7 protein-coding genes and 1 pseudogene are annotated in these 26,892 nt (G+C 71.7%); 7 read left to right on the top strand and 1 reads right to left on the bottom strand.

Annotated elements, in window-relative coordinates:
- Window positions 1-67 precede the first annotated feature (67 nt).
- The gene (locus ACH4D3_RS36700) at window positions 68-1,714 is read right to left on the bottom strand and encodes an alpha/beta hydrolase (RefSeq protein WP_398331702.1); all 1,647 of its coding nucleotides are present in this window, start codon (window positions 1,712-1,714) and stop codon (window positions 68-70) included.
- A 261-nt stretch (window positions 1,715-1,975) separates the two neighbouring features.
- Between ACH4D3_RS36700 and ACH4D3_RS36705 the strand changes: the two genes are divergently transcribed.
- From ACH4D3_RS36705 to ACH4D3_RS36735, 7 genes and pseudogenes are all read left to right on the top strand, one after another.
- Window positions 1,976-3,247, top strand: a complete 1,272-nt coding sequence (locus ACH4D3_RS36705) for a sensor histidine kinase (RefSeq protein WP_398331705.1) — start codon at window positions 1,976-1,978, stop codon at window positions 3,245-3,247.
- A gap of 575 nt (window positions 3,248-3,822) precedes the next feature.
- Complete coding sequence (locus ACH4D3_RS36710) at window positions 3,823-5,058, top strand: LLM class flavin-dependent oxidoreductase (RefSeq protein ID WP_398331707.1); 1,236 nt, start codon at window positions 3,823-3,825, stop codon at window positions 5,056-5,058.
- Between the two features lie 134 nt (window positions 5,059-5,192).
- Window positions 5,193-5,642 (top strand): SRPBCC family protein, encoded by a 450-nt coding sequence (locus ACH4D3_RS36715; protein WP_398331710.1) that lies wholly within the window; start codon window positions 5,193-5,195, stop codon window positions 5,640-5,642.
- Window positions 5,639-7,051: an FAD-dependent monooxygenase gene (locus ACH4D3_RS36720; protein WP_398331713.1), complete on the top strand. Its 1,413-nt coding sequence runs from the start codon at window positions 5,639-5,641 to the stop codon at window positions 7,049-7,051. The genes ACH4D3_RS36715 and ACH4D3_RS36720 overlap by 4 nt, the downstream gene beginning before the upstream one ends.
- 49 nt (window positions 7,052-7,100) lie before the next feature.
- Window positions 7,101-12,755 (top strand): annotated as a pseudogene (locus ACH4D3_RS36725) (beta-ketoacyl synthase N-terminal-like domain-containing protein); the annotation flags it as partial.
- A gap of 75 nt (window positions 12,756-12,830) precedes the next feature.
- Entirely contained in the window at window positions 12,831-17,840 is a 5,010-nt protein-coding gene (locus ACH4D3_RS36730; RefSeq protein ID WP_398331716.1) for a type I polyketide synthase, read from the top strand.
- A gap of 144 nt (window positions 17,841-17,984) precedes the next feature.
- On the top strand, window positions 17,985-26,892 hold an 8,908-nt coding region (locus tag ACH4D3_RS36735; protein WP_398331719.1), incomplete at its 3' end, for a type I polyketide synthase.

Here is a 26,892-nt window from a genome sequence, read left to right on the forward strand (position 1 = left end):
CCGCGGCACGTGACGTCGACGCCCCCGCGATCCTGGATCGCGGGGGCGTCGGCGTTGGTCCGTGGTGCTACTTGCCTTCCGGCAGGGGTTCCGCCTCGCAGACCGTGCCGGGCTTCGGCAGGGTGCCGTTCAGCAGGTAGGCGTTGACCGCGTTCTGGACGCAGGTGTTGCCGCTGTCGTAGGCGCCGTGGCCCTCACCCTCGTACGTCAGCTCGATGCCCACCTTCTCGCCGAGGCGCTGCGCCATGCGGGCGGCGCCCTCGTAGGGGGTGGCGGGGTCGCCGGTGTTGCCGACGAGGAGGACGGGGGGCGCGCCCGGGGCGCTGACCTCGGGGTGCCGGGCCGCTCCGGGGACCGGCCAGCCGTCGCAGGACAGGGTGCTCCAGGCGAGGCCGGGGCCGAAGAGCGGGGAGGCCTCGAGGAAGTCCGGCAGGCGGGACAGGACGTCCGCGACGGTGTAGCGGCTGCTGGAGTCGTCGCAGGTGATGGCCCTGAAGGCGTCGTCCTCGTTGCTTTCCTCGTCGGCCGCGTCGTCGTCCCCGTCGTCCGTGTCGCCGCCGCTGCCGTGCTGGCCCAGGGCTTCGGCCAGGTCGTGCAGGACGTCGCCGTCGTCGTCGGCGGCGGCTTCCAGGCCGACCCGGAGCGCGGGCCAGTAGTCCTGCCGGTAGAGGGCGCCGGTGACGGCCGCGACGAGGGCGTCGCCGTCGAGTTCGCCGCCGTCCGGGGTGGGCAGGGGGGTGTCGTCCAGGGCCGCTTCGAGGCCGACGACGAGGTCCACGATGTCCTCGGCGTCCTCGCCCAGCGTGCAGCCCTGCCGGGCGCACCAGGCGGCGAAGTGCTCGAAGGCGAGCTGGAAGCCGCCGGCCTGGTCGAGGGCTTCCTCCATCATGTCGTGGGTGGGGTCGACGACACCGTCGAGTACGGCGCGGCCGACGTGCTGGGGGAACAAGTGCGCGTAGACGCCGCCGAGTTCGGTGCCGTAGGAGATGCCGAGGTAGTGCAGCTTCTCGTCGCCGAGGACCTGTCGCATCAGGTCCATGTCCTGGGCGGCCTGGGTGGTGCCGACGTAGGGGAGGACGTCGCCGGAGTTCTTCTTGCAGGCGGCCGCCGTCTCCCGGTTGAAGCGGACGAGCGCGTTGGTCTCGTCGCCCCCGTCGTCGGGGATGTTGTCGATCTCGTCCTCGTCGGGGAGGCCGGCGTCCAGGCAGCGCACGCCGCTGCTGTTGCCGACGCCGCGCGGGTCGAAGCTGACGAGGTCGTAGCGGGTGCGGAGCTTCTCGTAGTCGGGGGCGAGACCGGGGAGGGTGGCGACGCCGGAGCCGCCGGGGCCGCCGAAGTTGAAGAGCAGGGAGCCGATCCGGTCGTCCGGGGTGCCGCTGGTGCGGGCCCGGATCAGCGCGAGGTCCATGGACTCGCCGGAGGGGTTCTTCCAGTCCAACGGCGTGCGCAGGGTGGCGCACTGCCACCGGGTGCCGTCGGGGAGCGCGCCGGGAGCTTCGCCGCCGCCCTGGATGGGGGCCGGGGCGGGGCAGTCCTTCCAGGCCAGGGACTGGTTGCGGAGGCTGGTCAGGGCTTGTGCGTCGGTAGTGGCGCCGCCGGTGTCGCCGTGCCGGTCGCCGTCCCGGTCCGTGGGCGCGCAGGCCGTCAGGGAGGAGGCGAGCAGGGTGGCCGTGGACAGCAGGACGGCGGTGGATATCGCTCGTGCTGTGGGCATGGCCTCAGCCTCGGGCCGCCCGGCGCCGGGCGCACGGTGCGGCGTCCATTCGGGGAACGGGTGATCGGCCGGCCCCTACCGCGCGCCCCGGGAACAGGGGTGTTGGCAGGTACACCACCCCTCGGGACTTGAAACCAGTGACCGCGGCCGCGATCGCGGGCACAGTTGATCCCGTAGACGGACATGGCTGCGAGTGATCACCGCGTTGCCGACACCGTCGGACGCGGACACCGACAACGGGAACCGACAACGGGAGACGACATGAACGTTCGGGCCGGAGTGACGGCTTCAGCGAGAGGCCTGGGCCTGGCCCTGATGTCCATGGTGTTCTCGCTGGTGCTGTTCTGCTTCTCGGTGGTGTCGATCGCTCTGGTGATCGTGGGTATCGGGGTGTTCACCACCCCCTGGGTGACCAGTGCCGCGCGGGCGAACGCCAACGCCCGCCGCCGGCTGGCCGAGGAGTGGGGCGGGGTGCGCATCCCCGTGCCCTACCGGCCGGAGCCGCAGTGGCAGGGCGGGATCGTGGGCCGGGTCCAGCGCTGCCAGTGGGTGCTGAAGGACCCGGCGACCTGGCGCGACCTGCTGTGGATGATCGTCGACCCGATCGCGGGGTTCGTCCTCGCGATGTTCGCCGCCGCGCTCGTCCTCTACGGGGTGTGGGGTTTCGTCCTGGCGGCCGGCGTGTGGCGCCCCATGCGGGACGTCGGCTACTGGTACGCGTTCATTCCGGTCGACGACCAGCTCACCGCTGTGGCGGCGGCCGCCCTGGGTGCGGTGTTCATCGCGCTGGGGCTGCGCTACAACCCGGACATCCTGCACGTGCACGGTCGGCTCACCCACGTGTTCCTGGCGCCCGACCACGAGCGCGAACTCCAGATGCGCATCGAGCACCTCAAGGAGAGCCGGGCCGACGCGGTCGACGTCTCGGCTGCCGAACTGCGCCGCATCGAGCGAGACTTGCACGACGGGGCGCAGGCCCGGCTGGTGGCGATGGGCATGAGCCTGGGCACCATCGAGCACCTCGTACGCACCGACCCCGACAAGGCCGCCCAGCTGCTGGCCGAGACCCGCAAGTCCTCCGCCGAGGCCCTGGACGAACTGCGCCAGCTGGTCCGGGGCATTCACCCGCCCGTCCTGGCCGAGCGGGGCCTGGCCGACGCGGTCCGTGCGCTCGCGCTGCGCGGCACGATCAAGACCGAGGTCGGCGTGGAGCACATCGGGCGGATGGCAGCACCCGTCGAGGCGGCCGCGTACTTCTCGGTGTCGGAGATGCTGACCAACGTCGCCAAGCACGCCGAGGCGGAGCGCGTCTGGATCGACATGCGCCACGAGGAGGGCATGCTGCGGATCACGGTGACCGACGACGGCAAGGGCGGCGCGGATCCGTCGCGGGGCACCGGCCTGGCCGGTATCGAGCGCAGGCTCGGCGCGTTCGACGGGGTCCTCGCCGTCAACAGCCCCCTCGGCGGACCCACCACCGCCACCATCGAGCTGCCCTGCGACGTCCTCTCGGCGGACGTCCACTCCTCCTGACCACCCCACGTGTCGGGGGGGGGGGGGCGGCCCGCCCCCCGCGCGGCCCACCGCGCGGCGGCGCGGGGGGGGCGCGCACCGCGGGGGGGGGCCCCCCGCGGGGGGGGGGGGGGGGGCCCCCCCCGGCCGGCGCCCCCCCCCCCCCCCCCCGGGGGGGGCCCCCCCCGCCCCCCCCCCCCCCCCCGGGGGGGGCCCCCCCCCCCCCGCGCGCCCCCCCCCCCCGACACGTGCGCCGGGTACGCGGCCGTCGCCTCCGGTAGGGGTGCCCGCCTGCCGTAGGGGGTGCTGTGACCGCCGGGACGCACGCGTCCAGGGTGCCGCGGGGGCCGGCGTCCCGCCGGTCCGTCCGCCACGCGTCGCCGGTGCGCCGATCTCCCGGCGCGGTGCCGACCCCTGACGGGGTGAGGTAAGGGCCGCTAAGGGGCTTGTAGGGGGAGCGTGCGCGATTGCTTTGCTCATACCGTGGCCGAGCCTGCTTCCGCAGGGAGCCCTCTGCACGGAAGTGGTCGGCGAAACACCAAAGACGCCGTGGCTTTGGGCAGCGGTGACATTCCTGTCGACGATGAGGAGCAAGCATGCGCTTCGGTCTGATATATCTCCTGCAAAATCCTCGCCCGTGGACCGAGGACGGCGAGGAAAGGATACTGAACGAGGCTCTCGACCAGGTCGAACTCGCCGACCGACTGGGATTCGACACGGTGTGGGCGTCCGAACACCACTTCCTGGACGAGTACTCCCACTCCTCGGCCCCGGAGATCTTCCTCGCCGCCGCGGCAGCGCGTACCACCAACATCCGGCTGGCCCACGGAATCGTCACTCTGCCGCCGGCGGTGAATCATCCCGCGCGCATCGCCGAGCGCATCGCCATGCTCGATCTGGTCTCCGGCGGGCGCGTGGAGTTCGGTTCCGGGCAGGGCAGCACCCAGCACGAACTCGGCGCCTTCGGTGTCGACCGGGCCACCAAGCGCGACCAGTGGCGCGAGGCGATCGGCGTGATCACCCGCATGTTCACCGAGGTGCCCTTCACCGGTCACCAGGGCCAGTGGGTCGACATGCCCCCGCGGAACGTGCTGCCCAAGCCCAAGCAGAAGCCGCACCCGCCGCTGTGGGTGGCCTGCAGCTCGCCCGAGACCGTGGAAACCGCCGCCCGCAACGGCGTGGGCGCCCTGTCCTTCGCGTTCATGACGCCGGAGGAGGCCAAGGAGCGGGTCGAGACCTACTACCGGACGATCGAGTCCGACGACTGCGTACCGGTGGGCAAGGCGGTCAACGCCAACTTCGCCGTCGCGCTGCCCTTCCTCTGCCACGCCGACGAGGAGACCGCCTACGAACGGGCCATGGGAGGCGTCGACTTCTACGTCAACTCCTTCATGCACTTCTACGTACAGGGCAGCCACCGCCCCGGCACCACCGACCTGAAGACGGAGTTCGCCAAGCAGCCGCCGGTCCCGCCGGAGAACGCGGCACGCATGGACACCGTGGTCCGCCGCGGCATCGGTACCCCCCAGAAGCTCGCCGAGATGATCCGCGTGCAGGAGGAGGCCGGCGTCGACGAGATCATCTTCCAGGTGCAACTGGGTGCCAACAAGCACGAGGACATCTGCGAATCCCTCGAACTCTTCGCCCGTGAGGTCATGCCGGAGTTCGCCGAACGGCGCGAGGCCCGCGAACTGGCCAAGCAGGACCGTCTGGCCGTGCCGGTCAAGAAGGCCATGGAGCGGGTCGAGAGCCCCGTCGTGGACGTGTCCGACTACGTGATCCGCACCGACATGGAGGAATTCCAGCGTCCGCAGCAGCCGACCGGGAGCTGAATTCTCTCCACCGGCGAGATTCTCCCGGCCGGTGCGCGAGGCCCGGCCGAGTCGCCCCGACGCAAATGCCCCTCACGCCTCTTGCGCCGGGGCTCCGCACTTTTTCCGTGAATGGAATCGAGAGGAATTCCGTCATGTATGCGTTCGAAGAGTCGGACAAAATCGACGCCGAACTGGACGCGGTCTGGCAGACGGTGTCCGACGTACCGTCCTGGGCCACCTGGGACCCGCACGTCCTTGAGTGCGGTTTCGAGGGGCCCTTCGAGCCGGGCAGCGGCGGCTGGACCCTTTCCCGTGTCGTGTCCCGTCAGCGGGGCTACTTCAAGGTGGTCGAGGTCGAGGAGGGGCGGTCGTACACGACGGAGTCCCCCATGCCCGGCGGCAAGATGCTGATCATCAACAACTACCGCCCGGACGAGCCGGGCCGGGTCGCGGTCAGCCGCCGGGTCGAGGTCTACGGGCCGTTCACCCCCGTGTTCCGGCTGTTCTGGGCCAAGGCGTTCCAGGGCGATACCCGAGTCACCTTCAAAGCGCTGGAGCAGGAAGCCCGGCGCCGTACCGCAGAGGCGGGCAGCGCGCGATGAGTGAGGCAGTGGTGATAGGCGGCGGGCTGGCGGGACTGCTCGCGGCGCGAGTGCTCTCCCGGCACGCCGACAAGGTGACCGTCATCGAGGGTGACACCTACCCCGACGGCCCCCTCCAGCGAAGAGGCCTGCCGCAGGGCCGGCAGAACCACATGCTGATGGCCGGCGGTGCCGAGGCACTCGACCAGTTGCTGCCGGGCACCGTCGCCCGGCTGACGGCGGCCGGCGCCCACACGCTGAGGATGGGCCAGGACATGCTGACCCTGTCCTCCGAGGGCTGGTTCCGCAGCTTCGAGGACGAGTCGTACACCGTCGCCTGCAGCCGGCCGCTCATCGACCACGTCGTCCGCAGTCAGGTACTCGGCACCACGAACCTCACCGTCCTGGAGTCCACCAAGGCGGTCGGGCTGACGGGCGACGCGGGCAAGGTCACCGGGGTCTGCGTCGAACGGGCCGACCGCTCGGAAGGGGTCGTCACCGCCGACCTGGTCGTCGACGCCTCCGGCAACCGCTCCAAGGCCTCCGAATGGCTCGCCGCCCTGGGACTGCCCACGGTGAAGGAAGAGTTCGTGGACGCCGGCCTCGCCTACGCCGGACGGGAGTTCGAGGCCCCCGCCGAGGCCGCCAAGGACTTCCCCGGCGTCCTCATCCAGGCCGTACCCGGCACCGGACGCCCCGGCAAGGGCGCGGCGTTCATGCCCCAGGAGGACGGCCGCTGGATCGTCTCCCTCATCGGCACCCACGGCGGCCAGCCGCCCACCGCCGACGAGGGATTCATGGAGTTCGCCCGCGACGTGCGCGACCCCGTCGTCGCCGACATCATCAGCACGGCCCGCCCCCTCACCCAGGTCCGCGGCTCCCGCGGGCTCGCCAACCGGCGCCGCCACTTCCACAAGCTGCCCGTACCCGACGGCTTCCTGGCACTCGGCGACGCGGTCATGGTGCTCAGCCCCAACTACGCCACCGGCATGTCGATGGCCGCCTTCGGGGCCCTGGCGCTGCGCACCCGGCTCAAGACCCACGGCCTGGAGCCGGGACTGTCCCGCAAGGTGCAGGACGACGTCGCCAAGGCCGGTGAGGGCTCCTGGAAGATGGCCAGCACCACCGACCTGTTCTTCCCCGGCGTCAAGACCAACATCACCGTGCGCGGCGCGGCCATGCAGCAGAGCATGGGCTCCCGCTACTCCAGGACCGCGGCGGCCAACGAGGACGTGCTGCGCGCCGTGTACGAGGTCAGCACCCTGCGCAGTCCGCAGAGCCGGATGATGTCGCTGCCGCTGCTGGCGGCCGTGCTGCGCGGCCCCGGCAAGCCCCCGCTGACCCCGGAGCAGGCCAAGGCCCAGTTCCCGCAGATCGGCGAACTGCTCGCGAGCGGCATGAAGCCCGACCTCTCCGACGTGGATCTCTGACCGTCCGACACCGCTGATCACACCACCTGAGAGGAGATGGCCACCTGTGAGCAACGAGGAACGGCTCCTTCAATACCTCAAGCGCACTCTCGCAGAGCTGCGGGACGCTCGCAGATGCCTTGACGAGGCGGCACGCAAGCCCGACGACGAGTCCGTCGCGGTCGTGGGGATGGCGTGCCGTTTCCCGGGTGGTGTGGCGTCGCCCGAGGACCTGTGGCGGCTGGTGTCGGACGGGGTGGACGCCGTGTCGGAGTTCCCCGCAGACCGTGGCTGGGACGCCGGGGTGTACGACCCGGAGCCCGGGCGGGCGGGGAAGACGTACGCGAAGGAGGGCGGATTCCTCTACGACGCGGCGGACTTCGACCCGGACTTCTTCGGTATCAGCCCGAACGAGGCGCTGGGCATGGACCCCCAGCAGCGCCTGCTCCTGGAGTCGTCCTGGGAGGCGGTGGAGCGTGCGGGCATCGACCCGTCGTCGCTCAAGGGCAGCCGCACCGGTGTGTTCGCGGGCGTGATGTACCACGACTACGCCCAGGGCAAGGAGGCGGGCAGCTCCAGCGCGGGCAGCCTGGTCACCGGCCGGGTGGCCTACACCCTCGGCCTCGAGGGCCCGGCGGTCTCCGTCGACACGGCGTGCTCCTCGTCGCTGGTCGCCCTGCACATGGCCGCCCAGGCCCTGCGCCGAGGAGACTGCACGCTCGCCCTGGCCGGCGGTGTCACCGTCATGTCCAATCCCGAGATGTTCGTCTACTTCAGTACGCAGAACGGCCTTGCCAAGGACGGCCGCTGCAAGTCCTACTCCGAGTCGGCCGACGGCATGGGCTGCTCGGAGGGCGTCGGCGTCCTGGTCCTGGAGCGTCTGTCGGACGCGCGCCGCAACGGTCACCCGGTGCTGGCCGTGGTGCGCGGCAGCGCCGTCAACCAGGACGGTGCCTCCAGCGGGTTCACCGCCCCGAACGGTCCCTCGCAGCAGCGGGTCATCAAGGCGGCCCTGTCCGGCTCACGGCTGACCCCGGCCGACGTGGACATCGTCGAGGGGCACGGTACGGGTACGACGCTGGGTGACCCGATCGAGGCGCAGGCGCTGCTGGAGACGTACGGCCAGGACCGCCCCGAGGACCGTCCGCTGTGGCTGGGCTCCGTCAAGTCGAACATGGGCCACACCCAGGCGGCGGCGGGTGTCGCGGGCATCATCAAGATGGTCATGGCGATGCGTCACGAGACGATGCCCAAGTCCCTGTACTCCGACCAGCCTTCGTCCAAGGTGGACTGGAACGCCGGAGCGGTGCGTCTGCTGACGGAGGCGCGCAAGTGGCCTGCGCTGGAGGAGGGGCGGCCGCGGCGTGCGGGTGTGTCGTCGTTCGGTCTGAGCGGCACGAACGCGCACGTGATCGTGGAGGAGCCGCCGACGGCGGAACCGGCGGAGGTCACCTCCGAGGACGGCGAGACCACGGACACGGTGCCGGTCGCCGCGTCCGAGGCGGCTGCCGTCGATGCGGTGGGGTCGTCGGTGGTGCCGTGGGTGGTGTCGGGGCGTGGGGTGTCTGCGGTGGTGGCTCAGGCGGAGCGGCTTGCCGGGTGGGTGGGTGAGCGGCCGGAGTTGTCGCCGGTGGATGTGGGGTTGTCGTTGGTGTCGTCGCGGGCTGCGTTGGAGCGGCGTGCGGTGGTGGTGGGCCGGGACCGTGACGAACTGCTGACCGGTTTGGCCGGGGTGGAGGGCTCGGTGGTGCGGGCCCGTCCCGGGGGCCGGACCGCGGTGGTGTTCACCGGTCAGGGCAGTCAGCGGCTGGGGATGGGCCGGGAGCTGTATGACGCCTTCCCGGTGTTCGCGTCGGCCTTCGACGCGGCGTGCGAGCAGCTGGACCCGATTTTGGGGCGGTCGTTGCGTGGGGTGGTGTGGGGTGAGGATGCGGAGCTGCTGAACCGGACGGTGTTCGCGCAGGCGGGGCTGTTCGCGGTGGAGTCGGCGTTGTTCCGGCTGGTGGAGTCGTGGGGTGTGCGTCCGGATGTGGTGGCGGGGCATTCGATCGGTGAGGTGACCGCCGCGCATGTGGCCGGGGTGCTGTCGCTGGAGGATGCGGCGACGCTGGTCGCGGCGCGTGGGCGTTTGATGGATGCGTTGCCGTCGGGTGGGGCGATGCTGGCGGTGGAGGCCGCTGAGGACGAGGTTGTGCCGGTGCTGCCCGAAGGGGTGGGGATCGCCGCGGTCAACGGGCCCACGTCCGTGGTGGTGTCCGGCGCCGAGTCCGGCGTGGAGATGGTGGGTGAGCACTTCACGGGTCTGGGGCGGAGGGTGAGCCGGCTGCGGGTCTCTCACGCCTTCCACTCCCCGCTGATGGAACCGATGCTCGACGAGTTCCGTACCGTCGTCGCCTCGCTGTCGTATGCGGAACCGGCTGTGCCTGTGGTCTCGAATGTGTCGGGCGCGGTCGCGGGTGTGGGGGAGTTGACGGATCCGGGGTACTGGGTGCGGCATGTGCGTGAGCCGGTCCGGTTCGCGGACGGGGTTGGTGCCCTGCGTGAGTTGGGTGTGGTGCGGTTCGTGGAGTGCGGTCCGGACCCGGTGTTGACGGGTCTGGCCCGTCAGATCCTCGACGGCGATGTCGACGAGGTGGTGTTCGCGCCGGTGCTGCGCAAGGACCGGCCGGAGGATGTGACGGCGGTGACGGCGCTGGGGCAGGTGTTCGCCTCGGGCGGCACCGTCGACTGGACCGCCTTCTACGCCGGACGCGGCGCCGCACGTGTCGACCTGCCCACCTACGCCTTCCAGCGGCGCCGGTACTGGGTCGACGCGCAGGTCGGTGGTGGTGATCTCGGGGCCGCGGGCTTCGACACCGCCGAGCACCCGCTGCTGAAGGCCGCACTCACCCTCGCCGACAGCGACGGTGTGGTGCTCACCGGTCGGCTGTCGACCCGGGCACATTCCTGGGCCAGGGCGAACGACGTGCTGGGCACGGCGCTGTTCCCCACGGCCGGACTCGTCGAACTCGCGCTCACCGCCGGGTCGTTCGTCGGCCTTGAAAGCGTGAGCGAGCTGAGCGTCGACGTGCCTCTCGCACTGTCCGAGCACCAGGAGCCGACCTTCCAGGTGTCCGTCTCGCCCGAGAACGAGGACGGCAGCCGCAAGGTCACCATCCATTCCAAGGGGATGGACGCGGACTCACCGAGCCTTCTGCACGCCACCGGAACGCTGACGGCCGAGCCGCAGCAGCCGCCCGCCGACCTGACTCAGTGGCCGCCGCCCGGTGCGGCCGCCGTGGATGTAGAGGAGGCCCGCGGCGCGCTGTTCGGGCGCGGATACGGGCACGGCCCCGCACTTGAGGCCTTGTCGGCCGTATGGCGGCGCCGCGACGAGGTGTTCGCCGAAGTGACGCTCCCGGGGGAGCAGGGCACATCGGACGAGGTCGAGGGGTTCACCGTTCATCCGGTGTTGTTCGAGGCCGCCGCCCTCCTGCGGCACTTCGTCTCCGGCGCCGAGGGCGGGGTAACGCTGCCGCTGGAGTGGACGCGGGTTTCCCGGCACGCGTCCGGTGCCACGACCCTGCGCGTACGTGCCGCGCGCGCCCAGGGCACGGAGGGCACCGAGGGCCTGGTCCTGGATCTGGCCGACCCGGCGGGCGGCCCGGTGCTGTCGGCGGGGTCGGTCGTCTCCGCCGTCATGACACAGGACAGGCTCACCCTGGCCACCGGAACCCGTCCCGATGCCATGTTCCGTCCCCAGTGGCAACACGACGTGTCCGCGCAGTCCGCGCAGTCCACGCCGTCCCCCTCGCCCGAGCGGAAGACGTGGGCGGTGCTCGGCACCGACGCCTCCGGCGTTCTGGGCGAGACCTCTGCTCCGGCCCACCCCGACCTCGACTCCTTCGCCGCAGCCGTGGCACGCGGAGACGTGGCCGAGGAGACCGTACTGATGGTCGCCGCGCGCGGGTGCGCCGTCTCCGGCGACGACGACGCAGACCGGGACGTGCTGTCCGACACCCGTTCCACGCTGGAGCGGGTACGCCGGACGCTGCAGTCCTGGACCGCGGACGAACGGCTCGGCTCGACTCGACTCGTCGTGGTCACCGAGGGCGCCGCCGCCACCACCCCGGACACGGCGGGGATGGTCCAGGCCGCAGTGCGCGGCCTCGTCAGCTCGGCGCAGGCCGAGGACCCGGACCGGTTCGGGCTGCTGGACCTCGACGGTTCCGAGCAGTCCCGCGCCGCGCTGCCCGACGCCCTGGCGCTCCTGCACGACGGGGAACCGGACGTCGCGGTTCGCGAGGGCCGGCCTCTCGTCTCCCGGCTCGTCACGGCCGAACCAGCCACCGGCTCCGGCGCCTTCAACCCGGCGGCCCACTCGGCCCCGGCCACGTCCCGGCCGCCGACGGCCGCGGGAACGACGCTGGTGACCGTCGGCGTCGACGGCAACGGGCTGCTGCTCGCCCGGCACTTGGCCGACCGGCACGGCGTACGACGTCTGCTGCTCGTGTGCGACAAGGAGGCGGCGACGCCCGACGTGAGCGACCTGCGCGCTGCCGGGGCCGACGTCGTCGTGCGCTCCTGTGATCTGTCCGACCGGCAGGAACTCGCCGAGGCGATCGCGGACATGCCGGCCGGGCAGCCGCTGAACGCCGTGGTGCACACGGCCTGCACCGCGGCCAACGGCCTGTTCGACGCGATGACCCGGGACCGGGTGGAGGCCGCGATGCTGCCCAGGGCGGGCGCCGCCTGGCACCTGCACGAACTCACCCGGGGTGCGGACCTCTCGGCGTTCGTGCTCGTCTCGTCCTCGACCAGCCTGCTGCACGGTGTCGGTCAGGCCAACCAGGCTGCCGCGGCAGGCTTCCTGAACGCACTCGCCGAGCACCGCCGCGCGCAGGGACTGCCGGCTCTCGCCCTGGCCTACGGCCCGTGGAGCGGTGGGCCCGACGGGACGGAGGACGCCTCGCAGCGGCAGCGGGCGAGTGAACTCGGCACGCCCTACCTGGAGGCCCAGGAAGGCCTCGACCTGTTCGACCGGGCCTTGGTCATGGCGGACGGTGGCGCGTTCGGCGGTGACGGTGAGGGCGGAGGCGTCCTGGTTCCCCTGCGCCTGGACCACGCCGCGCTGCGTGCCCGCCCCGACGAACTGCCGGCCGTACTGCGCGGCATCGTGCGGGTGCCGCGTTCCTCGGCCGGGGCCGACACGGGCCGTGAGCTCCGCAGGCGGCTGCTGTCCCTCACGCCCGAGGAGCGGGGCCGTCAACTCCTGGACCTCGTCCGCTCACAGGTCGCATCGGTGCTGGGTCACACCTCGACGACCGCGGTGGAACCCGACCGGGCCTTCAAGGACCTGGGATTCGACTCGCTGGCCGCGGTGGAACTGCGCAGGCGACTGGACCGGATGACCGGCCTTTCCCTGTCGGCGACGCTCGTCTTCGACCACCCGAACTCCCGCGCGGCGACTCAGTACATCGACGGCCTGATCCTGCCGGAGGACGGCGCGGGCCCGGCGCAGGAAGTGCTCGGCGAGGTCGACCGGCTGGAGGCCCTGCTGTCCGGGCTGAGCGCCGAAGCGGCCGAGCTGGAGCAGGAACGCATCACCAGCCGACTCGAGGCGCTGGTGCGCGGTTGGCGCGACGCGCGGGGCGGGGCCGTGTCGGACGACTCCTCGGGCGACTACGAGTCGGCCACGGACGAGGAGCTCTTCGGCGTCCTCGACAGCGAGCTGGGCCTCGCGTAGCCCGGCAGTCGGCGTCGGGCCGGTCGGGGTCCACGAAGCGTATGAACAGAACGGATTGAGGGGGAACAGGGGCAGATGAGCAACGACGAGAAGCTGCGCGAATACCTCAGGCGTGCGACCTCGGACCTGCAGCAGACCAAGCGACGCCTGCGCGACGCGGAGGCCCGGCAGCACGAGCCGATCGCGATCGTGGCCATGAGCTGCCGCTACCCCGGTGGCATCGCCTCTCCCGAGGACCTGTGGGATCTCGTGGGCTCGGGCGGTGACGGCATCTCCCTCTTCCCCGACGACCGTGGCTGGGACGTCGCGGAGCTGTACGACCCGGAACCGGCCACTCCCGGCAAGACCTACTGCCGTGAGGGCGGGTTCCTGCACGACGCCGGTCAGTTCGACGCCGACTTCTTCAAGATCAGCCCACGGGAGGCCCGGGAGACGGATCCCCAGCAGCGGCTGCTGCTGGAGACGGCCTGGGAGGCGTTCGAGCGGGCCGGCATCGATCCGCTGTCCCTCAAGGGCAGCCGTACCGGCGTGTTCGCCGGTGTCGTCTACCACGACTACTCGGCCGACAGCGGCACCGGCGCCCTGGCCAGTGTCGCCTCCGGCCGCATCGCCTACACCCTCGGCCTTGAGGGCCCCGCGGTCACCGTGGACACGGCGTGCTCGTCCTCGCTGGTCGCCCTGCACTGGGCGATCCAGGCGCTGCGCGCGGGCGACTGCTCACTGGCACTGGCCGGCGGGGCCACCGTCATGTCCACCCCGGTGTCCTTCGTCGGCTTCAGCCAGGACCGTGGTCTGGCCCCCGACGGCCGCTGCAAGGCCTTCGCCGAGGCGGCCGACGGTACGGGCTGGGGCGAGGGTGTGGGCATGCTGCTGGTGGAGCGCCTGTCGGACGCGCGCCGCAACGGTCACCCGGTGCTGGCGGTAGTCCGGGGGAGCGCCGTCAACAGCGACGGGGCGAGCAATGGTCTGACGGCCCCGAACGGCCCGTCGCAGCAGCGGGTGATCCGGCAGGCCCTGGCGAGTGCGCAGCTGGCCGCCGACCAGGTCGACGTGATCGAGGCGCACGGTACTGGTACGACGCTGGGCGACCCGATCGAGGCGCAGGCGCTGCTGGCCACCTACGGCCAGGACCGGCCCGAGGACCGTCCGCTGTGGCTGGGCTCCATCAAGTCCAACATCGGCCACGCGCAGGCCGCCGCCGGTGTCAGCGGCATCATCAAGATGGTCATGGCGATCCGCCACGGTGTACTCCCGAAGACCCTGCACGTGGACGCGCCCAGCAGCAACGTGGACTGGACCGCGGGCAACATCCGGCTCCTCACCGAGCGGATGGACTGGCCCGACAACGGGCACCTGAAGCGGGCCGGGATCTCCTCGTTCGGTCTGAGTGGGACGAACGCGCATGTGATCGTGGAGGAGCCGTCGGCGGCCGAGCCGGTGGAGGCGGATGCTGGGGCTTCGGGTGCTCCGGTGGGGTCGTCGGTGGTGCCGTGGGTGGTGTCGGGGCGTGGGGTGTCCGCGGTGGTGGCGCAGGCGGAGCGGCTTGCCGGGTGGGTGGGTGAACGGCCGGAGTTGTCGCCGGTGGATGTGGGGTTGTCGTTGGTGTCGTCGCGGGCTGCGTTGGAGCGGCGTGCGGTGGTGGTGGGCCGGGACCGTGACGAGTTGCTGAGGGGTCTGGGTTCGGTGGCGGCGGGTGAGCCTGCTGCGGGGGTGCAGCAGGGGGTGGTGTCGGATGGTTTGACCGCGGTGGTGTTCACGGGTCAGGGCAGTCAGCGGCTGGGGATGGGCCGGGAGCTGTATGACGCCTTCCCGGTGTTCGCGTCGGCGTTCGACGCGGCGTGCGAGCAGTTGGACGGTCTGCTGGGCCGGTCGTTGCGTGAGGTGGTGTGGGGTGAGGATGCGGAGCTGCTGAACCGGACCGTGTTCGCGCAGGCCGGGCTGTTCGCGGTGGAGTCGGCGTTGTTCCGGCTGGTGGAGTCGTGGGGTGTGCGTCCGGATGTGGTGGCGGGGCATTCGATCGGTGAGGTGACCGCCGCGCATGTGGCGGGGGTGTTGTCGCTGGAGGATGCGGCGACGCTGGTCGCGGCACGGGGCCGGTTGATGGATGCGCTGCCGCAGGGTGGGGCGATGCTGGCGGTGGAGGCCGCTGAGGACGAGGTTGTGCCGGTGCTGCCCGAAGGGGTGGGGATCGCCGCGGTCAACGGGCCCACGTCCGTGGTCGTGTCCGGCACCGAAACCGGCGTGGAGACGGTGGGTGAGCACTTCGGGGGTCTGGGGCGGAGGGTGAGCCGGCTGCGGGTCTCGCACGCGTTCCACTCCCCGTTGATGGAGCCGATGCTGGACGAGTTCCGCGCCGTCGTCACCTCGCTGTCGTATGCCGAGCCGACGGTGCCCGTCGTGTCGAATGTGTCGGGTGCTGTGGCGGGCGCCGGGGAGTTGACGGATCCGGGGTATTGGGTGCGGCATGTGCGCGAGCCGGTGCGGTTCGCCGACGGGGTGGGTGCCCTGCGTGAGTTGGGTGTGGTGCGGTTCGTGGAGTGCGGTCCGGACCCGGTGCTGACGGGCCTGGCCCGCCAGACCCTGGACGCTCTCGACACGGACGCGGACGAGGTGGTGTTCGCGCCGGTGCTGCGCAAGGACCGGGCGGAGGATGTGACGGCGGTGACGGCGCTGGGGCAGGTGTTCGCCTCGGGCGGCACCGTCGACTGGGCCGCTTTCTACGCCGGACGCGGCGCCGGACGTGTCGACCTGCCCACCTACGCCTTCCAGCGGCGCCGGTACTGGTCGACCGACACCATGCCCGCCGAGGCCGGGCCGGGGCACGGTTCCGGCTCGGCGGCCCGGGGCACCGAGAACGTGGGGCCGGTCGACACCGTTGACGCTGCCTTCTGGGATGCGGTGCAGCGAGGGGACAGCTCCTCACTTGCCGCGGAGCTGGAACTGTCGGCCGACGAACTCGACGCTGTCGTACCGGCGTTGGCCGGATGGCGTCATCGTCGTCAAGAAGCGGCCCTGCTCGACTCCTGGCGCTACCGCGTGACATGGAAGCCGACCGAAGCGTCGGCGTTCGATGCGCCGTCGGACGCTTCTGCCACCGCGGAGACCTGGCTCGTCGTCCTGCCTCCGGCCGGAGCGGGCGACACCGCCGGGCGTATCGCCGAGGCACTCGCCGCAGAGGTGAAGGTCGTGTCGCTGGAGGTCGCCGAACCGGACCGAGCCGTACTGGCCGGGGAACTGCGGGAGGCGGTCTCGGCCGCCGGGCCCCGCCGGGTCCTCTCGCTGCTCGCCCTCGACGACCGACCGCACCCGACCCATCCGGTGCTCACCGAGGGTGGCGCCGCGACCGTACTGCTCGCGCAGGCGTTGCAGGACGCCGAGGTCGCCGCACCCCTGTGGTGTGTCACGAGGGGTGCCGTCGCCGTGGACGACTCGGCGGAGCTCCTCAGTCCGCACCAGTCGGCTCTGTGGGGTCTGGGCGCGAGCCTCGGTCTGGACCAGCCGGGCAGCTGGGGCGGCATGATCGACCTCCCAGGGGAACCTGATGCCCAGGCCGTGCGCCGCCTGAGCGCGGTACTGCGGGCGGACAACGGCGAGGACCAGGTCGCCGTCCGAGCCAACGGCGTGTTCGTCCGGCGCATGGTCCGTTCCCCGCTCGGCGCCGAACCCGGCACGGCGCCGCGGACCCAGGGCACGGGCGGCTCCGAGACAGGTACCGGTTCCGGTTCCGGTACCAGCTCCCGGCGCCGTTTCGCCGCCGGTGGCACGGTGCTCGTCACGGGTGGTACCGGCGGTCTGGGCGCGCACGTGGCCCGCACGTTCGCCCAGAACGGCGCGGAACACCTCGTACTCACCAGCCGTCGCGGTCCCGCCGCGGAGGGCGTCGAAACCCTCACGAGGGAGCTGGAGCTCCTGGGCGCCCGCGTCACGATCGCCGCCTGCGACGTCGCCGACCGTGCCGCCTTGGCAGCCCTGCTGGAGTCACTGCCGGACGGCCAGGACCTGCGCGCGGTGGTCCACGCGGCCGGCCTGCCGCAGCGCATCGCCCCCCTGACGGAGCTGGACCTGGACGAGTTCGCCGAGGTCGGCCGGGCGAAGATGCTGGGTGCGCTGCACTTGGACGAGCTCCTGGCGGACCGGCCACTGGACGCGTTCGTGCTGTTCTCCTCCGGCTCGGCCGTCTGGGGCAGTGGTGGCCAGGCGGCGTACGGCAGTGCCAACGCGTTCCTGGACGGTCTCGCCCACCGGCGCCGTGCACGCGGACTGACGGCCACGTCCGTCGCCTGGGGTTCGTGGGAGGGCGGCATGGTGGACGCCGAACTCAGTGCGATCATGCGCCGCATGGGTGCGCCGGCGATGGCACCCGGCACGGCCGTCGGTGCGCTGGCTCAGGTGATCGAGGGCGACGAGAGCCACCTCGTGGTGGCGGACTTCGACTGGTCTCGGTTCGTCCCTGCCTACACGCTCGCCCGGCCCCGCCCCTTGATCGACGAGATTCCCGACGTACGGGCGGCTCTCGCCGGTGACGGCGAGGAGGAGCCTTCGGGATCCGCCGCACCGGAGTTCGCCACGCGGCTGGCCGCTCTGCCGAAGGCCGAACAGAGCCGGGCGGTGCACGACCTCGTCCGTTCTCACGCGGCGGCCCTGCTCGGATACGACGACGCCACCGCACTCGACACCAAGCGGGCCTTCGACGACCTGGGCTTCGACTCCGTGTCGGCCGTCGACTTCAGAGGGCGGCTGAGCACCGCCACCGGCAGGAAACTGCCCAGCACCATGGTCTTCGACTACGCCAGCCCGGCGGCGCTCGCGGACTTCCTGCTCACGGAACTGGCCCCGGCGGCGGACCGGGCGGAGCAACTTCCGCTGCTGACTCAGCTCGAGCGGCTAGAGGCTGCGGCCGCCGGTATGGATCCCAAGGACATCGAGGCCGAACGGATCGTCTCCCGGCTCCAGAGCCTTGCCGCACGACTCAACGACGCCGTGGGCGCCGAGGCGGACGAGGCCGCGGACGTCGGCCAGAAGTTGGAGTCGGCCTCGGCCGACGACGTCTTCGACTTCATCGACAAGGAACTCGGCCTCACCTGAGCGAGCGCACCACCGGCCTCTTCCGCCCCCCGCACCACGTGGCGGCCCCGCCCCGGGTACGTGACGAGCCTTCCCGGCCCATTTGACCAGCCCCCCGGTCTCCCAAGACCGGGCTTTCGAAGCACAGGACTCGGAGAGACTGAGATGGCGAACGACGAGAAGCTTCTCGACTATCTCAAGCGTGTCACGGCCGACCTCCACCAGACCCGGCGGCGCCTGCAGGAAGTCGAGAGCCAGGAGCCGGAGCCGATCGCGATCGTGGCGATGAGCTGCCGCTACCCGGGCGGCGTCGGCACTCCGGAGGAGCTCTGGCAGCTGGTCGACGAGGGCCGTGACGCCATCTCGCAGTTCCCCGCGGACCGGGGCTGGGACGTCGGTCGGCTCTTCGACCGGGACGGGGACCGTTCCGGCACCAGCTATGTCCAAGAGGGCGGCTTCGTTCACGACGCAGGTCACTTCGACCCCGCCTTCTTCGGGATCAGCCCGCGTGAGGCGCAGGCCATGGACCCCCAGCAGCGACTCATGCTGGAGGTCGCCTGGGAGGCGTTCGAACGCGCGGGCATCGACCCCACCTCGGTCCGGGGCAGCCGGGTCGGTGTCTTCGCGGGCTCCGGCATCCAGGACTACCAGTCACTCCTGGACTCGGCACCGGAACTGGCCGAGGCATACATGACCACCGCCGGCTCGGCGGCCGTCATCTCCGGCCGGGTCTCCTACACCCTCGGCCTTGAGGGTCCGGCGGTGACCGTGGACACGGCGTGCTCGTCCTCCCTGGTCGCCCTGCACCTGGCGGCCCAGGCGCTGCGCTCCGGGGAGTGCTCCCTGGCCCTGGCAGGCGGCGTCATGGTGATGTCGACCCCCTCGCCGTTCATCGCCTTCAGCAAGCAGCGCGGACTCGCTCCCGACGGCCGTTGCAAGGCCTTCGCCGAGGCGGCCGACGGCACGGGCTGGTCCGAGGGCGCGGGCATGCTGCTGGTGGAGCGTCTGTCGGACGCGCGCCGCAACGGTCACCCGGTGCTGGCCGTGGTGCGCGGCAGCGCCATCAACCAGGACGGGGCCAGCAACGGCCTGACCGCCCCGAACGGCCCGTCGCAGCAGCGCGTCATCCGCCAGGCCCTCGCCGCGGCCCGGATCCCCTCGTCCCAGGTCGACGTCGTCGAGGGGCACGGTACGGGTACGACGCTGGGTGACCCGATCGAGGCGAAGGCGCTGCTGGAGACGTACGGCCAGGAGCGGCTGGAGGACCGGCCGCTGTGGCTGGGTTCAATCAAGTCCAACATCGGTCACGCGCAGGCCGCGGCCGGTGTCGGCGGCATCATCAAGATGGTCATGGCGATGCGGCACGGCCGGATGCCCCGCACCCTGCACGTGGACCAGCCCTCGACGCACATCGACTGGTCCGCGGGCAACGTACGACTGCTCACCGAGCCCGTGGAGTGGCCCGAGGGCGACCACCCGCGCCGGGCCGGTATCTCGTCGTTCGGTGTCAGCGGTACGAACGCGCACATCATCCTGGAGCAGGCTCCGGTCCCCGCGGACGTGGAGACCGAGACCGCCGAGGCGGACTCCCCGGCGCCGGCCGTCCAGACCGGACCCGTGCTGTGGTCCGTCTCCGGTCGCAGCGCCGACAGCCTGCGGGCGCAGGCGGAGCGGCTTCATGCCTACGTCGATGGTGATGCCGCGCTGTCGCCGGTGGACGTGGGGTTGTCGTTGGTGTCGTCGCGGGCTGCGTTGGAGCGGCGTGCGGTGGTGGTGGGCCGGGACCGTGACGAGTTGCTGGCCGGTCTGGGTTCGGTGGCGGCGGGTGAGCCTGCTGCGGGGGTGCAGCAGGGGGTGGCCTCGGATGGTTTGACGGCGGTGGTGTTCACGGGTCAGGGCAGTCAGCGGCTGGGGATGGGCCGGGAGCTGTATGACGCCTTCCCGGTGTTCGCGTCGGCGTTCGACGCGGCGTGCGAGCGGCTGGACGGTCTGCTGGGCCGGTCGTTGCGTGAGGTGGTGTGGGGTGAGGATGCGGAGCTGCTGAACCGGACCGTGTTCGCACAGGCCGGGCTCTTCGCCGTGGAGAGCGCGTTGTTCCGGCTGGTGGAGTCCTGGGGTGTGCGCCCGGATGTGGTGGCGGGGCATTCGATCGGTGAGGTGACCGCCGCGCACGTGGCGGGAGTCCTGTCGCTGGAGGACGCGGCGACGCTGGTCGCGGCGCGCGGGCGTTTGATGGATGCGCTGCCGTCGGGTGGGGCGATGCTGGCGGTGGAGGCCGCTGAGGACGAGGTGCTGGCGGTGCTGCCCGAAGGGGTGGGGATCGCCGCGGTCAACGGGCCCACGTCCGTGGTCGTGTCCGGCACCGAGACCGGCGTGGAGACGGTGGGTGAGTACTTCGCGGGTCTGGGGCGGAGGGTGAGCCGGCTGCGGGTCTCGCACGCCTTCCACTCCCCGCTGATGGAACCGATGCTCGACGAGTTCCGTGCCGTGGTCGCGTCGCTGTCGTATGCGGAACCGGGGATCCCTGTGGTCTCGAATGTGTCGGGCGCGGTCGCAGGCGCCGGGGAGCTGACGGATCCGGAGTACTGGGTGCGGCATGTGCGCGAGCCGGTCCGGTTCGCCGACGGGGTCGGTGCCCTGCGTGAGCTGGGTGCGGTCCGGTTCGTGGAGTGCGGACCCGACCCGGTGCTGACGGGTCTGGCCCGCCAGACCCTGGACGCCGATGCCGACGAGGTGGTGTTCGCGCCGGTGCTGCGCAAGGACCGGGCGGAGGATGTGACGGCGGTGACGGCGCTGGGGCAGGTGTTCGCCTCCGGGGGCACCGTCGACTGGACCGCTTTCTACGCCGGACGCGGCGCCGCACGCGTCGACCTGCCCACCTACGCCTTCCAGCGCGAGCGCTACTGGATCGACGCCGGGCTCGGGGCCGCGGACGTCGCCTCGGCCGGGCTCGACACGGCCGAACACCCGCTGCTCGGCGCCACCATCACCCTGGCCGACAGCGACGGCGTGGTACTCACCGGACGCCTGTCCACCGACACCCAGCCCTGGCTCGCCGACCACGTCGTCGGCGACACCATCCTCTTCCCCGGCACCGGGTTCGTGGAACTCGTCATACGGGCGGGCGACCAGGTCGGCTGCGGCGTCGTCGAGGAACTGACCTTGGAGGCGCCGCTGGTGCTTCCCGAGCACGGTGGCGTACAGGTCCAGGTCGCGGTCGGTGCCGCGGAGGACACGGGCGTCCGCACCGTCACCGTCTACTCCCGGCGGCAGGACTCCGTGACCGCCGACCTGCCCTGGACCCGGAATGCCGCGGGTGTGCTGGCCCCCGGGGCTCCGCAGGCCGAGAAGCCGGCCGTCGCCCAGTGGCCGCCGGCCGGCGCCGTGCCCGTCGGACTGGACGGACTGTACGAGGGGTTCACCGAGGCCGGCATGGCCTACGGCCCGGTGTTCCGCGGACTGACCTCGGTGTGGAAGTCCGCGGACGGGGGTGAGGTGTATGCCGAGGTCACCCTCCCCGAGCAGGCGCGCGTGGGGGCCGAGCGGTTCGCGCTGCACCCCGCCGTACTGGACGCCTGCCTGCACGCCGCCGTCTTCACCGGGACCATCGGGGAGCAGGGCGCGCTTCCGTTCGCCTGGTCCGGGGTGACGCTGCATGCCGAGGGCGCCTCGGACGTCCGCGTACGTCTGGTGCCCTCGGGCGCCGGCGCGGTGACGGTCGAGGTCATGGATACGACCGGGCAGCGAGTCGCCACGGTCGAGTCGCTCGTCCTGCGCCCCATCTCGACCGACCAGCTCGCCGCAGCCGGGGCCGTCCACCGCGACTCCCTGTTCCGTCTGGACTGGACCGAACTCCCGGTCGCCGCGTCTACGACGCCTGTCACCTGGCGCTACTGGGAGGACGTCACCGAGGGTGACACCGAGTCGTTTGTACTGGACACGCCCGTACCGGACGTCGTCGTATGGCGTTGCGAGGCGGGGGCCGTATCCGGCAGCGCCGACGGCACCACCACCGCGGAAGCCGTGCGCGCCGCGGCGAACCGAGCCCTGAAGACCCTGCAGACCTGGGTCGCCGAGGAGCGCTTCGCCGAGGCACGCCTCCTGGTCCTCACCCGAGGTGCCGCCGCGCTCCCCGGCGAAGACGTCTCCGACCTCGCGGCGGCGTCCGTCCACGGGCTCGTTCGTGCCGCCCAGTCGGAGAACCCCGACCGCATTCTCATCGTGGACACCGACGAGGTGTCCGACCTCGACGCGCTCGTCCGCCACGCGGTAACGACGGCCGAACCCCAGCTCGTGGTTCGGCAGGACGTACCGCACGCGGCAAGGCTGGTGCGGGCCGCCGGCACAGGAGCCCCGGACCCGGGCACGGACTCGGGCACGGACCAGGGCTCCGACCCGGGGACGGTGCTCGTCACCGGTGGCACGGGTGCACTCGGCGCCCTGCTTGCACGGCACCTGGTGACCGAGCGCGGAGTACGCCGACTGCTGCTGACCAGCCGTAGCGGCATGTCCGCGCCCGGTGCCGCCGAACTCTGCGCGGAGCTGTCCGGCCTGGGGGCCGAGGTCGACCTGCGGGCATGCGACGTGTCCGACCGTGCGGCGCTCGCGGAGCTGCTGGACGGTGTGGCGCTCGGCGGCGTCGTGCACACCGCCGGCGTACTGGACGACGGCGTCCTCGGCTCGCTCACGCCCGAGCGCCTCGAACGGGTCATGCGCCCGAAGGTGGACGCCGCGCTGAACCTGCACGAGCTGACCTCGGACCACGACCTGTCGATGTTCGTCGTGTTCTCCTCGGCCGCCGGCGTCCTCGGCGCCCCGGGCCAGGGCAACTACGCCGCGGCCAACGCCTTCCTCGACGCCCTCGCCGCGCACCGCCGGGCCAACGGACTCGTGGCCCAGTCGCTGGCTTGGGGCTTGTGGGAGCAGTCCGGCGGCATGGCCAACGCGCTCAACGACACCGACCTCTCCCGCATTTCGCAGACCGGCATGCACGCGCTCACCAGCGAGCAGGGTCTCGCCCTCTTCGACGCGGCCCATGCCTCGCACGACCCGCTGCTCGTCCCCGCCGGTCTCGACCTGCCCGCGCTGCGTGCACAGGGCGACCGTCTGCCGAGCGTGTTCCGCACCCTCGTCCCGGTGACGCGGCGGCGCAGCTCCTCCGGTTCCGCCGGTGAGCCGAGCGCGCTGCGCCGTCGGCTGGCCTCCCTGCCGGAGGGCGAGCGGCACGGGGCGGTCCTCGAACTGGTCCTGGGCCGGGCGGCCGGGGTGCTCGGACACGCAGGCGGTCATGCCATCGAGCCGAGCAGGGCGTTCCAGGAGCTCGGATTCGACTCGCTGACCGCGGTGGAGTTCCGCAACGCTCTCGGTGAAGCCGTCGGCATGCGCCTGCCTGCCACCCTGGTCTTCGACTACCCGACGCCGGATGCCCTCGCCCGCCATCTGCTGGAGCAGGTCGCCGACACGCAGGACGTCGTCGCCGCGGCGGCACCCGTACTCGCCTACGACGACGAGCCGATCGTGATCGTGGGGATGGCGTGCCGTTTCCCGGGTGGTGTGGCGTCGCCCGAGGACCTGTGGCGGCTGGTGTCCGACGGTGTGGACGCCGTGTCGGAGTTCCCGGACAACCGGGGCTGGGACGTGGAGCAGGTCTACGACCCCAGCGGTGAACGACCCAACACCACGTACACGCGCGAAGGCGGGTTCCTGCACGACGCGGACCGCTTCGATCCCGACTTCTTCGGTATCAGCCCGAACGAGGCGCTGGTCATGGACCCCCAGCAGCGGCTGCTCCTGGAGACGTCGTGGGAGACGTTCGAGCGGGCCGGCATCGACCCCGCCACCCTCAAGGGCAGCGACACCGGCGTGTTCGCCGGAATGATGTACCACGACTACGCGGCCAACAACAGCACGGGCGCCATCGCCTCCGGCCGCGTCTCGTACGTCTTCGGTCTCGAGGGTCCGGCGGTGACCGTGGACACGGCGTGCTCGTCCTCCCTGGTCGCCCTGCACCTGGCGGCCCAGGCGCTGCGCTCGGGGGAGTGCTCCCTGGCGCTGGCGGGCGGCGTCGCCGTGATGGCGACGCCCGAGGTCTTCGTCGAGTTCAGCCGCCAGCGCGGCCTGGCCTCCGACGGCCGCTGCCGGTCCTTCGCCGCCTCCACGGACGGTACGGGCTGGGGCGAGGGCGTGGGCATGCTGCTGGTGGAGCGTCTGTCGGACGCGCGCCGCAATGGTCACCCGGTGCTGGCCGTGGTGCGCGGCAGCGCCATCAACCAGGACGGGGCGAGCAATGGTCTGACGGCCCCGAACGGCCCGTCGCAGCAGCGGGTGATCCGGCAGGCCCTGGCGAGTGCGCGCCTGGGGGCCGACCAGGTCGACGTGGTGGAGGCGCACGGTACGGGTACGACGCTGGGTGACCCGATCGAGGCGCAGGCGCTGCTGGCCACCTACGGTCAGGACCGTCCCGAGGACCGGCCGCTGTGGCTCGGGTCGATCAAGTCGAACATGGGTCACACGCAGGCGGCGGCGGGTGTCGCGGGCGTCATCAAGATGATCATGGCGATGCGGAACGGCATGATGCCGAAGACGCTGCACGTGGACGCTCCCACCCCGAACGTCGACTGGGACGCGGGTGCTGTGGAGCTGTTGACGGAGGCGCGGGAGTGGCCTGCGGCGGAGGAGGGGCGGCCGCGGCGTGCGGGTGTGTCGTCGTTCGGTCTGAGTGGGACGAACGCGCATGTGATCGTGGAGGAGCCGCCTTCGGTGGAACCGGTGGAGGCTGACGCTCTGGGTGCTCCGGTGGGGTCGTCGGTGGTGCCGTGGGTGGTGTCGGGGCGTGGGGTGTCGGCGGTGGTGGCGCAGGCGGAGCGGCTTCGTGCCCATGTCGATGGTGATGCCGCGTTGTCGCCGGTGGATGTGGGGTTGTCGTTGGTGTCGTCGCGGGCCGTGTTGGAGCGGCGTGCGGTGGTGGTGGGCCGGGACCGTGACGAGCTGCTGGGCGCACTGGAGTCGATCGAGGGCTCGGTGGTGCGGGCCCGTCCCGGGGGCCGGACCGCGGTGGTGTTCACCGGTCAGGGCAGTCAGCGGCTGGGGATGGGCCGGGAGCTGTATGACGCCTTCCCGGTGTTCGCGTCGGCGTTCGATGCGGCGTGCGAGCGGCTGGACCCGCTTTTGGGGCGGTCGTTGCGTGGGGTGGTGTGGGGTGAGGATGCGGATCTGCTGAACCGGACGGTGTTCGCGCAGGCGGGGCTGTTCGCGGTGGAGTCGGCGTTGTTCCGGTTGGTGGAGTCGTGGGGTGTGCGCGCGGATGTGGTGGCGGGGCATTCGATCGGTGAGGTGACCGCCGCGCATGTGGCGGGAGTCCTGTCGCTGGAGGATGCGGCGACGCTGGTCGCGGCGCGCGGGCGTCTGATGGATGCGCTGCCGTCGGGTGGGGCGATGCTGGCCGTGGAGGCCACTGAGGACGAGGTGCTGCCGGTGCTGCCCGAAGGGGTGGGGATCGCCGCGGTCAACGGGCCGACGTCCGTGGTCGTGTCCGGTACCGAGACCGGCGTGGAGGCGGTGGGTGAGCACTTCACGGGTCTGGGGCGGCGGGTGAGCCGGCTGCGGGTCTCGCACGCGTTCCACTCGCCGCTGATGGAGCCGATGCTGGACGAGTTCCGTACGGTCGTGGCGTCGCTGTCGTATGCCGAGCCGACGATCCCTGTGGTGTCGAATGTGTCGGGTGCGGTCGCGGGTGCGGGGGAGTTGACGGATCCGGGGTACTGGGTGCGGCATGTGCGCGAGCCGGTGCGGTTCGCGGACGGGGTCGGTGCCCTGCGTGAGCTGGGTGTGGTGCGGTTTGTGGAGTGCGGTCCGGACCCGGTGCTGACGGGTCTGGCCCGTCAGATCCTCGACACGGACGCGGACGAGGTGGTGTTCGCGCCGGTGCTGCGCAAGGACCGGGCGGAGGATGTGACGGCGGTGACGGCGCTGGGGCAGGTGTTCGCCTCGGGCGGCACCGTCGACTGGGCCGCCTTCTACGCCGGACGCGGCGCCGGACGTGTCGACCTGCCCACCTACGCCTTCCAGCGCGAGCGCTACTGGCTGGGGACGCGCGAGTACATGGCGGACTCCTGGTACGGAGGCGAAGGCGTCGACATCTCGGCTGCCGGTCTGAGTGCCGCCGGGCATCCACTCCTCGGTGCGGCAGTCAGCCTGGCCGACACGGACGGCGTGGTGCTGACCGGCCGACTGTCCCTGAACACGCACGCCTGGATCGCCGATCACGATGTGCTCGGCAGTGTGCTGCTGCCCGGCACCGGGTTCGTGGAGCTTGCGCTGCATGCTGCTGATCAGGTGGGTTGCGGGGTGTTGGAGGAGCTGACGCTTCAGGCGCCGTTGGTGCTTCCCGAGCACGGTGGTGTGCAGATCCAGGTCGCGGTCGGTGCCGCGGACGGGTCGGGGATGCGTACCGTCACGGTGCACTCCCGTCCGGAGACGGAGGCGGGCGGCGGCTGGCTGCTGCACGCCCAGGGCAGCGTCGGTGACGTTGCGGTGGCCCGGCCGGGTGAGGACCTGGCGGTGTGGCCGCCGACCGGTGCCGCACCGGTCGGCATCGAGGACGCCTACGCCTTGCTGCTGCGCCAGGGGTATGCCTATGGCCCGGTGTTCCAGGGGCTGAAGGCGGCCTGGCGGCGTGGTGACGACGTCTTCGCCGAGGTGGAACTGCCCGAGGAGGAGCACGCGGAGGCGTCCCGTTTCGGGCTGCATCCGGCGCTGCTGGATGCAGCGATGCACGCGGCGCTGGTCGACGAGAGCGGCGACCGGGACGGCGAGCCGGTACTGCCGTTCGTCTGGAACCAGGTCACCCTGCACGCCACCGGCGCCACCCGCCTACGCGTCCACATCGCTCAGTCCGGAGCCGATTCCGACAACAACCTCAGCCTGAACGTCGCGGACGTCACGGGTGCTCCTGTTCTGTCGGTGGGGTCGGTGGTGGGCCGGCCGGTGTCGGTGGGGCAGTTGGAGTCGGCTGGTGGGGTGGTGGGCCGGTCGTTGTGGCGGGTGGAGTGGAGTCCGGTGGTGGTGCCGGAGG

Origin of the sequence: Streptomyces sp. NPDC018026, from assembly GCF_044327745.1 — a bacterium.
GTDB classification, from domain to species: Bacteria; Actinomycetota; Actinomycetes; order Streptomycetales; family Streptomycetaceae; genus Streptomyces; species Streptomyces rubrogriseus.

What these genes read in the sequence shown, in the direction of transcription:
- ACH4D3_RS36700 (WP_398331702.1), bottom strand. Translation starts at nt 1,714, where the DNA reads ATGCCCACAGCACGAGCGATATCCACCGCCGTCCTGCTGTCCACGGCC.
- ACH4D3_RS36705 (WP_398331705.1), top strand. Translation starts at nt 1,976, where the DNA reads ATGAACGTTCGGGCCGGAGTGACGGCTTCAGCGAGAGGCCTGGGCCTG.
- ACH4D3_RS36710 (WP_398331707.1), top strand. Translation starts at nt 3,823, where the DNA reads ATGCGCTTCGGTCTGATATATCTCCTGCAAAATCCTCGCCCGTGGACC.
- ACH4D3_RS36715 (WP_398331710.1), top strand. Translation starts at nt 5,193, where the DNA reads ATGTATGCGTTCGAAGAGTCGGACAAAATCGACGCCGAACTGGACGCG.
- ACH4D3_RS36720 (WP_398331713.1), top strand. Translation starts at nt 5,639, where the DNA reads ATGAGTGAGGCAGTGGTGATAGGCGGCGGGCTGGCGGGACTGCTCGCG.
- ACH4D3_RS36730 (WP_398331716.1), top strand. Translation starts at nt 12,831, where the DNA reads ATGAGCAACGACGAGAAGCTGCGCGAATACCTCAGGCGTGCGACCTCG.